The sequence below is a fragment of the Nitrosospira multiformis genome, assembly GCF_900110185.1.
In the GTDB taxonomy this organism is placed as follows: Bacteria; Pseudomonadota; Gammaproteobacteria; order Burkholderiales; family Nitrosomonadaceae; genus Nitrosospira; species Nitrosospira multiformis_A.
On sequence record NZ_FOCT01000005.1, the window covers coordinates 103,539 to 116,640 of the forward strand.

A 13,102-nucleotide genomic window follows, 5' to 3' on the forward strand; every position below is an offset into this window, starting at 1 on the left:
AAGCTTCTTCTCAGGAATTGCTCCATGCTCAATGACACACTGGCGCTCGCACAAATGCTGATCGCCCGCCGCTCTCCGACACCTTTCGACAATGGTTGCCAGGAAATCCTGATCGATCGCCTGGAAAAAATGGGCTTCAACATTGAAAGAATACGATGCGGCGAGGTGGATAATCTTTGGGCCAGGCGCGGAACGGAAGCACCGCTGATTTGCTTTGCCGGCCACACCGATGTCGTGCCAACCGGCCCCCTGGAAAAATGGGAAAGTGACCCATTCGATCCCGTCACTCGAAATGGCAGGCTTTATGGGCGCGGCGCCGCCGACATGAAGGGATCGATAGCAGCATTCATCACGTCGATCGAGGCTTTCGTTGCGGAACATCCCGATCACAATGGCTCGATTGCGCTCCTGATCACATCGGATGAGGAAGGTATTGCGGTAGACGGTACTGTACGAGTGGTGGAAGTCCTCAAGGCGCGCAATGAACTGATCGATTATTGCATCGTCGGGGAACCGACCTCTGTCGACAAGCTGGGCGATATGATCAAGAACGGCCGGCGCGGCTCCCTGTCCGGAACGTTAACCGTGAAAGGTATACAGGGCCATATTGCCTATCCTCACTTGGCAAAAAACCCAATTCACCTGGCGGCTCCCGCCATCGCCGAACTGGCCAATACGAAGTGGGATAAAGGCAACGAATATTTTCCCCCTACTACCTGGCAGATTTCAAATATGAATGGGGGTACCGGAGCTACCAACGTAATTCCTGGTGAAGTAACGGTATTGTTCAATTTTCGTTTCTCCACTGCAAGCACGATAGAATCGCTTAAAGCCCGAGTGCACGGAATTCTCGACCGGCATAACCTCGAATATGACTTGCAATGGGAAAATTCAGGCAAGCCTTATCTCACCCCAAGGGGCGGCCTGGTCGATGCAGTGAATGCCGCCATTCACACTGTGACAGGAATCGAGCCTGAGCTTTCTACCTCGGGAGGAACCTCGGACGGCCGGTTCATTGCCGACATCTGCTCACAAGTAGTGGAATTGGGACCGCGGAATGCAACCATTCACAAGATCAACGAATACGTTGAAGTTTCGGATCTGGACCAGTTGCCCCAGATTTACCGGCTCACGATGAAAAGCTTGTTGCTGAGAAAATAAGAATAAAAATGGAAATCACCCCTTTCTACGGGCAGGACTGACCCGGACGTACACACACATCATCGCACTGCCCGCTCTCGCAACTCCCGCAGCATCTCCAGCCGGTGGGGCAGCACTGTTGCGGGGGCGGGCACACCACCTGGCAAAGCAGTCTACATTGCTGCGGTATGATCCTGGCTGATGCAACGTCCGCAAAAACTGTATGAGCAGCACGATAAGTATTGCTTGCCATGTACATGGACGCCTCTGCGTTAAATCCTGGCATATTCGCAGTGTTCATTTCTTGCCTCCTTCCGTTGCTAATGGTTAACTCTATAGTACGGCTGACATTTCCGCTTTCGGATATTTTCGAGCGATTAAAAGATAGATGTTGAACCAGGATTAATCCGTTCGATGGCGCACGGATAGACGACATACAGATCATCAAGATTACTTTTTCTCACGGACAAGAATGAATGTTCATTGAAGCCAAAAACCAGTTCCAGACTATCCGCGACGTACTGCGTTTTGCCATAAGCCGCTTTAACGATGCAGGGCTTCATTTTGGCCATGGCTCTGCCTCGGCGTATGACGAAGCAGCTTATCTCATTCTCCACACGCTGCATCTTCCACTTGACCAGTTGGAACCGTTTCTGGACGCCCGCCTCCTTCCGGGAGAGCTGGAGTTGGTCCTGAAAATAATCGAGCGCCGTGCAATAGAAAAGATTCCGGCTGCTTATCTGACTAAAGAAGCGTGGTTGGGGGATTTCCATTTTTATGTGGATGAACGCGTGATCGTACCGCGCTCCTTCATTGCGGAATTGCTGCGGGAACAACTTGCGCCCTGGATAGAAGAACCGGCAGAAGTTTATTCCGCATTGGATCTTTGCACCGGCTCTGGATGCCTGGCAATACTGCTGGCGCATGCGTTTCCCAATGCAGCCATCGATGCGACAGATATTTCAGCGGATGCCTTGCAAGTTGCTGGAAAAAATGTGGAGGAGTATGGCCTGGAGGATCGGATCGATCTTATCCAGTCGGATTTATTCGCGGCATTGGCAGACCGCCGCTACGATCTTATTGTCAGCAATCCGCCCTATGTCAATGGGGAAGCAATGGCAGCATTGCCGGAGGAATATCGCCATGAGCCGCAGAGTGCGCTTGCCAGCGGCGAGGATGGACTGAAGGCGACAAAGGTAATACTACGGGACGCGGCAAATTATTTGACCGATGATGGATTGCTCATTGTCGAAATCGGCCATAACAGGGAAGCCCTGGAGCGTGCTTTTCCCGATACACCTTTTACCTGGCTGGACACCAGTGCAGGCGATGAGTTTGTTTTCCTGCTGAAACGGGACCAGCTTCCCAGCCATTAAGCTTTGTAACCGACCAGTTCCAGCAGGCGTCCTATCTCTGCCTCGTTCAATTCCATCGACTTTCCCCGTTTCAAACGTGAGGGGAGGTTGATAGGGCCAAAACGAACCCGCATCAGGCGGCTCACCGTCATTCCCACCGCTTCAAACATCCGCCGTACTTCGCGATTCCTGCCTTCCTTCAATATCACGCGATACCAGTGGTTGGAGCCCTCACCCCCTTCATCCGACAGGTAATCGAACTTGGCCGCGCCGTCCTCCAACTCAACACCCGAGGTCAGCAACGTTGCCTGCTCCGGTGTGAGTCTTCCGATGATCCGCACTGCGTACTCGCGCTCGACTTCGAAGCGGGGATGCATCAGTCGATTGGCCAATTCCCCATCCGTGGTGAAAACCAGCAACCCGCTGGTGTTGTAATCCAGCCTGCCAATAGCGATCCATTTGGACGACTTCAACTGCGGCAGTTTGTCGAAGACCGATGTGCGGCCTTGGGGATCATCGTGGCTGACGATTTCCCCCTCCGGCTTGTGATAGAGCATGACGCGGGGTAGACGGCGGGCGGATCTGAAATGGATGACGCGCTTCCCTACCCTCACGACATCTCGAGCGTCGATACGGTCCCCCACCTGGGCGATCTTTCCGTTGATCGTTACCTGTCCGCTGGCGATCAACTCCTCCATTTCGCGTCTCGAACCCAATCCCGCCTGAGCCAGCACCTTGTGCAATTTCTGTGTAACGAGTTGAGTGGAGGTGGAACCCACGCCAGATTGAGTTGTTGCCGCTGGTTTTATCGATCCCTTCGACCGGCTTCGTACAGGCGATTGGAGTGATTGGGGTGAGCCTGCCGGAGTTGGCGAGGCGGGGGACTTTGTGATCTTCATAGAGCGGCGTTGTCTGGCTGCATTGGGTGACTGCGATGACCTGGTTTTCATCGCAGCTCCAATTTCAAGCCTTCTGCCGATTTCCAGTTTCCCATGCTAGCGAGTGCTCGGATGGGATGAGAAAAACTGTGCACTGTTTGTAGTGAACCCTTCGTCTTCCCGTTCGCCCTGAGCTTGTCGAAGGTCGAACAGACTCAGGATATATCCTCCGACAGGCTTAGAGCGGGTTTGTCGAAGAGTGAACCGATAAAAAGACAGCATAAGAGATAAGGGACAGAGTGAATATTTCGCGAAATAAACGCTACTTGACTTCCCTGCGCTCGAGAACTGCCTGCGCGAGAGTACCGCTATCCACGTGCTCCAATTCCCCACCCACTGGCAATCCCCGCGCAATACGCGTGATTTTCAAGTCCTCGTTCTGCAGCATCTCCCCGATATAATGCGCCGTGGCTTCACCTTCCACAGTAAAATTGGTAGCAAGAATGACTTCCTTCACCATATTATCCCGGGCGCGCTTTAGCAGGCGATCAAGGTTGATTTCCCGAGGGCCGATGCCATCCAGGGGTGAGAGCCGCCCCATCAACACGAAATACATGCCTTTGTAGCAATGTGCCTGCTCCATCATCAGCAAATCGGCAGGCATTTCCACCACGCACAGCAAGGCAGGATCTCGCCGTTGAGAACTGCATAACTCGCATACGACCTCTTCGGTAAAGTTATTGCATTTTTCGCAATGCCTGACATGCTGCAGGGCGTAGTCGAGTGAATCTGCGAGGCGGCGAGCCCCCTCCTGATCGCGCTGCAACAAATGATACGCCATACGCTGTGCTGACCGAGGACCGACACCGGGCAAGCAGCGTAACGCATTGATCAGTTCGTCGAGACTTCGCGGGGCGTTCACTCAAACGTAAAATTACTCAACAGAATCAGGAGTTGCGGAATCGCGCCAATCTGGAATTCACGTTAGAACGGCAGTTTCATTCCCGGAGGCAAGCCCAAACCGGAGGTAAATCCCGCCATTTTTTCCTGAGTCGTTGATTCCACCCGCCGCACCGCGTCATTCACTGCTGCCGCGATCAAATCTTCCAGCATCTCCTTGTCGTCTCCCATGAGACTGCTGTCAATGCTGACGCGCCTGACATCATAACGACATGTCATCACGACTTTCACCATACCTGCGCCGGATTGACCCTCAACTTCTATCGAAGCCAATTTCTCCTGCATGGCTTTCATGTTCTCCTGCATCTGCTGAGCCTGTTTCATCAGGTTGCCCAAGCCACCTTTCATCATTTCTACCTCCACTATTGAATAGGTTTGATCGAAGAAACGATCAGTTTTGCATCGAAATTTTCAACGAGTTCACGCACGAACGGATCGGACTCGATAGCCGCGATGGCCTGCGATTGCTTCTCCTGCTTTTCACGATTCTCCTGCTCAGCCGGACTCATACCGTTAACGATTCCCACTGAAAACTTCAGTCGTACCGGCTTACCAAGATACTCCCTCACGGCAGCTTGCAGTCTGTCCTGATAGGTCTTGTCCAGCAAATGCTTATGGAGTTCCGGTATGCAAAATTCTATTTCATCCTCGGAAGAACTCTTCACCTCGCAATATTGAGCCAGCATTCTGGTCAATCCGCTTACCTTCAATTGGCCGACTATCGTAATCCAGCTATGACTGAAAGACTGTGCGGAGCCCGACTTTACTGGTGTCGGATCGCACTCCAGCGAATCCAGCACTGGCCCTGCCGGCGGCCCTGAATCACCAGTGGAAGCATTCCTCGCCACCCTCTCTTCCCGGGAGTTTCCTTCCTTTCCTATCTCTGCCATCTCTGTTCGCCCCGAACCTTTTGTCTCCGTTCGGCCTGAATCCTGAGCCTGTCGAAGGGTCGAAGGATATTTGCCACTCCCTGGTTTTGTAGGCGAAGAACCTGACGTTCCCCCGTCCCTGCCTGCCTCCCCCCTTCCTGACAGGAAATCCTCCGGAATGAAAGCCAGCATACGCAGCAAAGTCATGGTGAAACCTGCATACTCATCCGGTGCCCGGCCGAGGTCCTCGCGCCCGTGTATGGCAATCTGATAGAACAGTTGAATATCTTCTGGCGCGAATGTTCTCGCCAGCTTGAAAAGCCGATCCCACTCAGGCTCATCGTCACCAATCGCTGCCGGAACGATTTGCGCCAGGGTCAGACGGTGCAGCAAGGTCGCCAGATCCTGCAAGGCGGTGTCAAACGAGAGGCTGCCGGTTTCCATCGCATCGGCGATCGCAAGCATTCGTGCGCCATCTCGTTGCGCCAGCGCCTCCAGTAGATCAAACAGGTACCCCTGATCGACCGCGCCAAGCATATCGCGCACACCTGCTTCTTCGATCTTTCCCTCACCAAAAGCGATGGCCTGATCCAGAATGCTCAGGGCATCACGCATGCTGCCCTGCGCCGCGCGCGCCAATAATTGCAGGGAAGTCGCATCACAGTTTATATGCTCCTGCTCGAGCACATACCTGAGGTGCGAGACGATCAGCGGAAACGGAATCTGCTTGAGGTTGAATTGCAGGCAGCGAGACAAAACCGTTACCGGAATCTTCTGCGGATCAGTGGTCGCAAGTATGAATTTGACATGTTCCGGCGGCTCTTCCAGCGTTTTCAGCATGGCGTTGAAAGCTGATTTGGAAAGCATGTGTACTTCATCAATGATGTACACCTTGTAGCGCGCAACCGTGGGAGCATACAACGCGTTCTCCAGCAGTTCGCGCATTTTTTCCACCTGCGTATTGGAGGCGGCGTCCACTTCGATCAGGTCAACAAAACGCCCGCCGTCAATTTCGATACAAGCAGAACAGATTCCGCAAGGTTCCGGTGTAACCCCGGCCTGGCAGTTGAGCGCTTTTGCCAGAATGCGCGCTATGGTCGTCTTGCCGATACCGCGCGTGCCCGTAAACAGATAAGCATGATGTAAACGCTTCTGTTCGAGCGCATTGGTAAGTGCACGAACAACGTGATCCTGTCCGGTCAGTTCGGAAAAGCGTCGGGGACGCCATTTGCGGGCAAGGACTTGAGTCGGGGAGGACACGCTATGTCGAGAATCGAATCGGCGAAACAGTTATTTCAGATTTTCAGCGGAGGCCGTAACTGATGGCATGAATCATTGAAGCGTGCAGTCGGGAAGATGGCGCTCGTCCGATCCACCCAACCTGCAGAAAAAAGGGTGGCGAGCCCGACCCCCGGCACTTGCAAAAAATAGCTGTGGCTGCTTCCTTCCGGACCTGACCAGGTTCACTACCATGCAATGCGGGGAGGCCCGCCGTAAAGCTAAAAGAAAAAATTAAAAAAGCACAATCTCCGCAAACTGAGAAATTGTGCGTATCCGTAATTACGATATTTTGCCCGGACTCGAAGCCTACGTCTACTATCGTTCTTTCCAAACGACCAGTATCAGCATCAATTGAGGCCGCGAGTCTGAAACAAGTGTTAACAGGCCTTGGATGAAGCGCGCAGGAATCGTTCCCCTACCAAGCATTCAGTGCCGGAGAAGAAACAGCCTTTCGGGACACGCTCAAAACAATCCCGCCTGATCTCTGCTATGGCAAGAAGACCGGCCATGCTCCAGGTGAAGGATCGCTTCGGGGTGTTGTTGTCAGATAAAATGCGCTGGCATCGGTGCGAACTTCGAACAGGTTAATCGCGAAATGGCATAGGTGTATCGAAATACGCAAGGATCAAAGTCTCCATCTTCTGCAGTCTGCAGCAATGATAGTGAGACGCGGATTATGGTCTGATCCCCCTGCGCCATCCTGCGAATTTTGCAAGAGAAAGAGCTGATAAGAAAAACCCGCCGAAGCGGGTTTAGGACTTAGAGTCAAGCTACTTTTCTTTGTTTTGCCGCTAATTGGCGCAGATTTTTTGCCGCTTCTTTCCCCATTGACTTCATCTTTGAGGCGGCCTCTGTTAATGCTTCTTTCCTCATTAACTTCATCTTTGAAGCGGCCTCTCTCAATATTTGTTTCTTCTCCGAATCTGCAAATCGCTTCAAAATCTGACGCATCAGAGGCTGGTAGCCAATTCCATACATCGAGGCGATAAGCTTAAAATCCTCAATCAAAGATTTCTCAAGTCGTATCGAGACAGGTTGCAAAAGATGCTTGTCTGTCAATGCCTGTACATCATCTGAAGCGATTGCGGCAAACTCCTCTGTTGCACCCGGCTCTCTTGAATTCCGTTCCTCTTTCCTGCTCTGGATTGTCTCTCGCTCACTCATGGCCCTCTCCTTTCCAGTTAATCAACAGGTTGCGATATTTTTTGTATATACGCAACTCTTCAGTACCAGGATCGTATGCCGATTTAATTGTCAACTCTTTCTGGATTGGCTAGATTGGCAATTAAATTGGCATATTGTTTATACAAAACGCAGCAAAGTCAACCTTAATTAACCATTATGAGCCCGGGTCTTTTCTCTTTCCCCCAACTCGCCTCGATCCGGTTTTTTATTTCCATACGTTAAGTATTTAACAGTAAAAGCTTTCTTGTATTTCTTGTATTGTTAATCTGTCTACTCGCTTTTTTCCTCCCTAAACGAAGAAGCGATTGCAGCAAACTCCCTTCCCGGCCCGACGTTCGTCGGGCCTTTTGTAGTGGTCAAGTAATCTCGGATCCGGGATAGGTTGTATTGCTGCCATTTCCGTCCATGGATGGCGGTGACAGATAGCCCAGTTTCGAATGTAATCTGCTCCCGTTGTAGAAGCTCATGATGTAATTAGTAATATCATGCTGAGCCTCGCCGTGAGTGGCATAGTCACGTTGCCACACGCGCTCCATTTCAAGTTCAAAAAGAAGCGCTCCATCATGGCCTTATCCCCGCAGTTGCCTTTGCCGCTCATGCTGATGCTGTACTGAGCGAGCAAGCTCTGATATTCAAGGCTTGCATCTGATTGCCCCGATAGGAATGCAATAGCAATCCTGGGCAGACTTGGCCGATCCACGGAACCGGCCGTGTAATACTGAGAAGTACCGGATTGAACATGGCCGGCAGATCAGCTCTCTTCGTGCAGCATATTCTCGCGGCTAAGCTGGCCGACTAAAACCGATGGTTTAAACCTTGGGATGGAAAACTAATAGGAGGGCTAAGAACCTATTAATTTACCTATGGACATCCGAAGGGGTTGCGTTCGATTGGGATGACATCAGGATGACATCAGGTGGGTTCGTGGGGTAATCCATGTTCACAAGGCCAAGACCCAAAAGCCAAGAACATCAAGATACCAAAAACGATTTCTTCCCTGAGAGAGGTGAAGATGCTGGAACCGACGTACCAGGTACTCCCTGCACAGAAGCAGACACTTTTCTGATCGGAAACGAGGTATTACAGAATCCAGGCACGCTGAGGTGCTGGAAGGGGAACGAGGCAATGCGCGAAAGCTATTGGAAACCCGCCGTGATCCGAGATGAGCGAGGTGACGATGCTCTTATCAGACGGACATCCTTATACATCCATGATGCTCTTTGCCGCGAAGTCACCCACGCGGGAAACTCAGCAGATGAATCAGTCTGACTGGGGGATGATCCGGCAGATTTACGGAAAATTTATGCTTATCCCGTGCCGGATGCCGGCGAAAAAGCGGTAAAAATCCTCTCAGAAAAGCTGTGATTAAGTTGTAATTCCGATGCCAAAATACCCCATTTAGCACCTATTTAATCTATCCCTTCCTAAGAAAACTTCCTTTAAATCAATAACCTGTTGGTTGCGGGGGCAGGATTTGAACCTACGACCTTCGGGTTATGAGCCCGACGAGCTGCCAGACTGCTCCACCCCGCGCCAGAGAAGTGAGATTATAACAAGCCGGGTTTATAAAGGTCAAATCTCTTTTATTACAATTATGATTATGGGTTATGCTCGCCTTAATCCGAATGCCTTTCAGAAGAGGAAAGGAAAAACGGAAAACGACCTCCTTTTTTACATCCTATCATTAATTCCCATTTTCTTATGAGAGTTAGCGCACAGAGAGGCGGGTAAAATAGGGGCAATATTTGATCTTGCGATCCTGTGCACGTTAAATTCCGCTTACTCGCTGCCCTCAGCCGTTTGTGCTCGGATAAGCAGAAAGGGGACAGGCCGCCCGAAGGTTAAAGGGTTTAGAAAGGCGATAAGTCCTTATGAGGGTGTGGGCAACATGATTACCGAAGCTGATATTCATACAGCAAGGATTCTGATTGTTGATGATCAGGAAACAAATGTCCAGTTGCTGGAAAGCATGCTAGCCGCCGCAAACTACACGTCTGTCACTTCGACGACCGATCCGTTCAAGGTGTATGAGCTGCATCGGCAAAACCACTACGATCTGATTTTGCTCGATTTGAAAATGGCCGGCATGGATGGGTTTCAGGTACTCGAAGCCTTGAAAGAAATCGAAGCAGATGGATATCTACCTGTATTGGTCGTCACCGCCAACCCCGATTCCAAACTGCGAGCGCTTCAGTCCGGCGCCAAGGATTTTGTCAGTAAGCCTTTTGACATGAGTGAAGTGCTTGCGCGCGTGCATAATCTGCTCGAAGTGCGGCTGCTACATCAGCAAGCGCGCAGTTATGCAAAATCGCAAGAATTTATGGCGCTGCATGATCCGCTGACGGGACTGGCCAACAGACGGCTTCTGGTGGAAAGAGTATCGCAGGCTATCATCCATGCAAAGCGCAACAATAGCGTTATGGCGGTCTTGTATCTGGATCTGGATGGGTTCAGGCAAATCAACAACACACTGGGTCACGATATAGGTGATCTGCTTTTGAAGCTGGTTGCGGCGCGCCTGATTGCCGCAGTTCGCCAGGAAGATACCGTGGCTCGGCTCGGCGGGGATGAGTTTGTGATTTCGATGCCGCATGTAAGCAATCTCGATGGCATAAGTCGTACAGCGGAAAAAGTAATAAAAGCACTATCGCAACCTTACAGCATTCAGGGAAATACCATCACCCTGACCGCAAGCGCTGGTGTCGGGATTTTCCCTGATAATGGCAAAGATGCGAAAACCCTTTTGAAGAATGCAGATGCTGCCCTGCTGGAAGCAAAGCAGGCGAACAAAAATACTTATCGAATTTCAGAACGAGTAAGCGTCTAGCGTTCAGCCCCGTTTCCGCCATTATTGCTGTGTCGCCGCAAATTTCCCATATTTTGCTGAAATTAGGACATTTATCCGAAAACAACATTCTGTTTCTGATCGCCAAGAAAATATAATAATGACTCGCTCAAGAAAAAGAAGAATCAGTTTTTTCGTGCCCTATTCGTCTATTTAGAGAGGTTACGAGCAGAGGAAAATGATGAAATCGGTTAACGGGAACAAACAGGATAAAAATAATGATCAATAAACCTGACACTATGAACGCTAAAATCCTGATCGTGGATGATCAAGAGGCCAACGTCCGGCTGCTTGAACAGATGCTGAGCGACGCGGGTTATAAAAACATTACCTCGACAATGGATCCGCGCGAAGTCAGCGATCTCTATCGGCAGAATCGTTACGATCTCATTCTTCTTGATCTGTATATGCCGGGGATGGATGGTTTTCAGGTATTGGAAGCGCTAAAGAAAATTGAACGGGAAGGTTATCTTCCGGTACTCGTAATCACTGCGCAACCGGGTCATAAGTTGCGGGCGCTGCAAGCAGGAGCAAAGGATTTCGTCAGCAAGCCGTTCGACCTGATTGAAGTTCAGACCCGTATTCAAAATATGCTGGAAGTGCGCCTGCTGTATAAGCAGTTGGAGGATTACAATAAAAGGCTGGAACAAACGGTAGCGGAGCGAACCGCAGAGCTGCGTGAAAGTGAGGCCAGATTTCGCCGTCTCACGGAACTGGCTTCCGACTGGTACTGGGAACAGGATGAAAAGGGAAATTTCACCAAAGTTTACGGTCCTGTCCTGGATATGCTGGGGATTAAGGTCGACCACTTGATGGGAGAATCCAAGGGACATAATGGAGCGCGCTGGAACGAAGCGGAGTATTCAGTTTTCAAGGCAAATATCGCGGCAAGACGGCCTTTTATCGATTTTATCTACCGACGGACCAAGCCGGATGGGTCGACGCAATATCTGATGGTCAGCGGTGAACCCATGTTCGATTCTTCCGGCCGCTTTACCGGCTACCGGGGTATTGGCAAGGACGTCACCGATAGCATGCATGCAAATCAAGCTTCACAATGACTGCTCGAATCTTATGAGTCTTTTCGGTGAGATGTAACCTTCCGTTGAAATTTCCCCCAGCCCAAGAAATCGCTGCGCCTTGTCATACAATCGTACCTGTCTTCCTGGTGAAAGGCTTTCCCCTGCCGGGTGACTACTCGGGATTGCGCGTCCCTGGAGCAGAGATAAAGCCGCAGCGGAATCCACAATAAGCGCGGGAAAAGACCCCAGGAGGCTATCGGCTGGCAGCAGGCAGGAATCCCGTTGAGATGGCGGCATAGCTTCGAGTGCAGTCAGTGTATGTGCCTGTGGCAAATCAAAACCGCCCAGTGCGCTCCGGCGCAACGCAGTAAGATAAGCACCACCGCATCCCAGCGCGCGTCCCAGGTCCTCTGCCAGCGTGCGAACATAGGTACCACTTCCACACGTCACCCGTATGCGCATTTCGTTGCCTTGATACGCCTCGATACTCAAGTCGTGGACCGTTATCGCTCGTGGCTGCCGTTCGATTTCCACTCCTGCCCTGGCAAAGGTATACATGGGTTTACCGCGATGCTTGATTGCACTGTACATGGGCGGCACTTGCGTAATTACACCGATAAAGCTTTTGCGTACTGCCTCAATTTTCTCCCATGTCAGATCCACGCATTGAGGTTCCACACCGGCAGCAATTGAAATTTCCCCCTCTGCATCACCAGTCGTACTCATATAGCCAAGTCTCAGCACGGCCTCATATGTCTTGTCTGCACCGAGCAGCGCCGATGAAAATTTGGTTGCTTCCCCAAAGCAGATGGGCAGCAAGCCTGTCGCCATGGGGTCAAGCGTGCCCGTATGGCCAGCCTTATGAACGGAAAAAATGCGTTTGGCGGCCTGCAGGGCCTGATTGGAAGAAAGACCGGGGGCCTTATCGAGCAGCAGCACGCCGCTGATATGCCGTTTGCTACCTGCGGGCATATTTGAGCTAGGAGGTCTCGGAGCCAACCCGAATCCCGGCAGTTACCATCAAAGGTAGAGCAGAATTTGCGGATAATACTGGGAACTGCCAGGGCTCACGATGGGCTAGGTGACATCCGGCTCCTGTCATGCAGCTTGCGGAGGTAGCTGCATGAATTCGACCAGATATAAGCGTGATAAACAATTCAGGTGTTGTCAGTTTCTTTTTCAGAACGGTCGGAAGCAACGGCTTCATCTATCAGTTGCGACAGCCGGACTCCACGTTCGATGGATTCATCATAAATGAAATGCAGTTGCGGTATGACGCGTAGCTTCAACCGATGCAGCAATTGGCTGCGCAAAAAGCCCGCGGCATTTTCCAGCCCGTTCTGGACGAGAAAGTTGTCGCTTTCACTATGCAGCGTGGTATAGAAAACTTTCGCGTGCGCATAATCCTGGCTCACCTCAACACCAGTCAAGGTAATCATGCCTATGCGCGGATCCTTGAGTTCGTTGCGTATCAGATCGGCCAACTCACGCTGAATCTGATCGGCAATCCGCAACGTGCGGGAATAATCTTTGGGCATAAAACTTCAATGCAGGGCTTTCACCCTGC

The 13,102-nt window shown here is 51.2% G+C and carries 11 protein-coding genes, 1 tRNA gene, 1 other RNA gene and 1 pseudogene; 4 read left to right on the top strand and 10 right to left on the bottom strand.

The annotated features are described in order from the left end of the window. Window positions 1-24: 24 nt before the first annotated feature. Together dapE and prmB are read left to right on the top strand one after the other, a co-directional pair. Window positions 25-1,161, top strand: a complete 1,137-nt coding sequence (gene dapE, locus BMY01_RS07260) for a succinyl-diaminopimelate desuccinylase (protein ID WP_074745728.1) — start codon at window positions 25-27, stop codon at window positions 1,159-1,161. Between the two features lie 455 nt (window positions 1,162-1,616). Beyond that, window positions 1,617-2,516 (top strand): 50S ribosomal protein L3 N(5)-glutamine methyltransferase, encoded by a 900-nt coding sequence (gene prmB, locus BMY01_RS07265; RefSeq protein WP_074745731.1) that lies wholly within the window; start codon window positions 1,617-1,619, stop codon window positions 2,514-2,516. Here the strand turns inward: prmB and rluB are convergent. The 8 genes and pseudogenes from rluB to BMY01_RS07310 all read right to left on the bottom strand — a co-directional run bounded on the left by rluB (window position 2,513) and on the right by BMY01_RS07310 (window position 9,201). Next, complete coding sequence (gene rluB / locus BMY01_RS07270) at window positions 2,513-3,445, bottom strand: 23S rRNA pseudouridine(2605) synthase RluB (RefSeq protein ID WP_074745733.1); 933 nt, start codon at window positions 3,443-3,445, stop codon at window positions 2,513-2,515. The genes prmB and rluB overlap by 4 nt on opposite strands. 250 nt (window positions 3,446-3,695) lie before the next feature. Continuing rightward, window positions 3,696-4,295 (bottom strand): recombination mediator RecR, encoded by a 600-nt coding sequence (gene recR / locus BMY01_RS07275; RefSeq protein WP_074745735.1) that lies wholly within the window; start codon window positions 4,293-4,295, stop codon window positions 3,696-3,698. A 62-nt stretch (window positions 4,296-4,357) separates the two neighbouring features. Next, entirely contained in the window at window positions 4,358-4,681 is a 324-nt protein-coding gene (locus tag BMY01_RS07280; RefSeq protein ID WP_175463226.1) for a YbaB/EbfC family nucleoid-associated protein, read from the bottom strand. 14 nt (window positions 4,682-4,695) lie between these two features. Continuing rightward, window positions 4,696-6,462 (bottom strand): DNA polymerase III subunit gamma/tau, encoded by a 1,767-nt coding sequence (gene dnaX, locus BMY01_RS07285; protein ID WP_074745737.1) that lies wholly within the window; start codon window positions 6,460-6,462, stop codon window positions 4,696-4,698. Between the two features lie 134 nt (window positions 6,463-6,596). After that, window positions 6,597-6,695, bottom strand: an RNA gene (gene ffs / locus BMY01_RS07290) — signal recognition particle sRNA small type. A 553-nt stretch (window positions 6,696-7,248) separates the two neighbouring features. Continuing rightward, window positions 7,249-7,647, bottom strand: a complete 399-nt coding sequence (locus BMY01_RS07295) for a hypothetical protein (protein WP_217638627.1) — start codon at window positions 7,645-7,647, stop codon at window positions 7,249-7,251. 377 nt (window positions 7,648-8,024) lie between these two features. Further along, window positions 8,025-8,364 (bottom strand): annotated as a pseudogene (locus BMY01_RS18295) (IS3 family transposase); the annotation flags it as partial. Window positions 8,365-9,124: 760 nt separating this feature from the next. Beyond that, window positions 9,125-9,201 (bottom strand) — tRNA-Met (locus BMY01_RS07310). A 355-nt stretch (window positions 9,202-9,556) separates the two neighbouring features. Between BMY01_RS07310 and BMY01_RS07315 the strand changes: the two genes are divergently transcribed. Further along, window positions 9,557-10,495, top strand: coding sequence for a GGDEF domain-containing response regulator (locus tag BMY01_RS07315; RefSeq protein WP_074745742.1), 939 nt, complete (start codon window positions 9,557-9,559; stop codon window positions 10,493-10,495). Between the two features lie 236 nt (window positions 10,496-10,731). Then, entirely contained in the window at window positions 10,732-11,574 is an 843-nt protein-coding gene (locus tag BMY01_RS07320; RefSeq protein ID WP_074745743.1) for a response regulator, read from the top strand. Here the strand turns inward: BMY01_RS07320 and truB are convergent. Both truB and rbfA read right to left on the bottom strand, forming a co-directional pair. Then, the gene (gene truB, locus BMY01_RS07325; protein WP_074745745.1) at window positions 11,566-12,507 is read right to left on the bottom strand and encodes a tRNA pseudouridine(55) synthase TruB; all 942 of its coding nucleotides are present in this window, start codon (window positions 12,505-12,507) and stop codon (window positions 11,566-11,568) included. The two genes, BMY01_RS07320 and truB, sit on opposite strands and share 9 nt — an antisense overlap. A 185-nt stretch (window positions 12,508-12,692) precedes the next feature. Beyond that, window positions 12,693-13,073, bottom strand: coding sequence for a 30S ribosome-binding factor RbfA (gene rbfA / locus BMY01_RS07330; protein WP_074745746.1), 381 nt, complete (start codon window positions 13,071-13,073; stop codon window positions 12,693-12,695). Between the last annotated feature and the right edge of the window lie 29 nt (window positions 13,074-13,102).

Excerpts from the sequence above, each read along its gene's own strand:
- BMY01_RS07315 (WP_074745742.1), top strand. The coding sequence starts at position 9,557 with ATGATTACCGAAGCTGATATTCATACAGCAAGGATTCTGATTGTTGAT.
- BMY01_RS07295 (WP_217638627.1), bottom strand. The coding sequence starts at position 7,647 with ATGAGTGAGCGAGAGACAATCCAGAGCAGGAAAGAGGAACGGAATTCA.
- rbfA (WP_074745746.1), bottom strand. The coding sequence starts at position 13,073 with ATGCCCAAAGATTATTCCCGCACGTTGCGGATTGCCGATCAGATTCAG.
- dapE (WP_074745728.1), top strand. The coding sequence starts at position 25 with ATGCTCAATGACACACTGGCGCTCGCACAAATGCTGATCGCCCGCCGC.
- BMY01_RS07320 (WP_074745743.1), top strand. The coding sequence starts at position 10,732 with ATGATCAATAAACCTGACACTATGAACGCTAAAATCCTGATCGTGGAT.
- BMY01_RS07280 (WP_175463226.1), bottom strand. The coding sequence starts at position 4,681 with ATGAAAGGTGGCTTGGGCAACCTGATGAAACAGGCTCAGCAGATGCAG.
- truB (WP_074745745.1), bottom strand. The coding sequence starts at position 12,507 with ATGCCCGCAGGTAGCAAACGGCATATCAGCGGCGTGCTGCTGCTCGAT.
- prmB (WP_074745731.1), top strand. The coding sequence starts at position 1,617 with ATGTTCATTGAAGCCAAAAACCAGTTCCAGACTATCCGCGACGTACTG.
- rluB (WP_074745733.1), bottom strand. The coding sequence starts at position 3,445 with ATGAAAACCAGGTCATCGCAGTCACCCAATGCAGCCAGACAACGCCGC.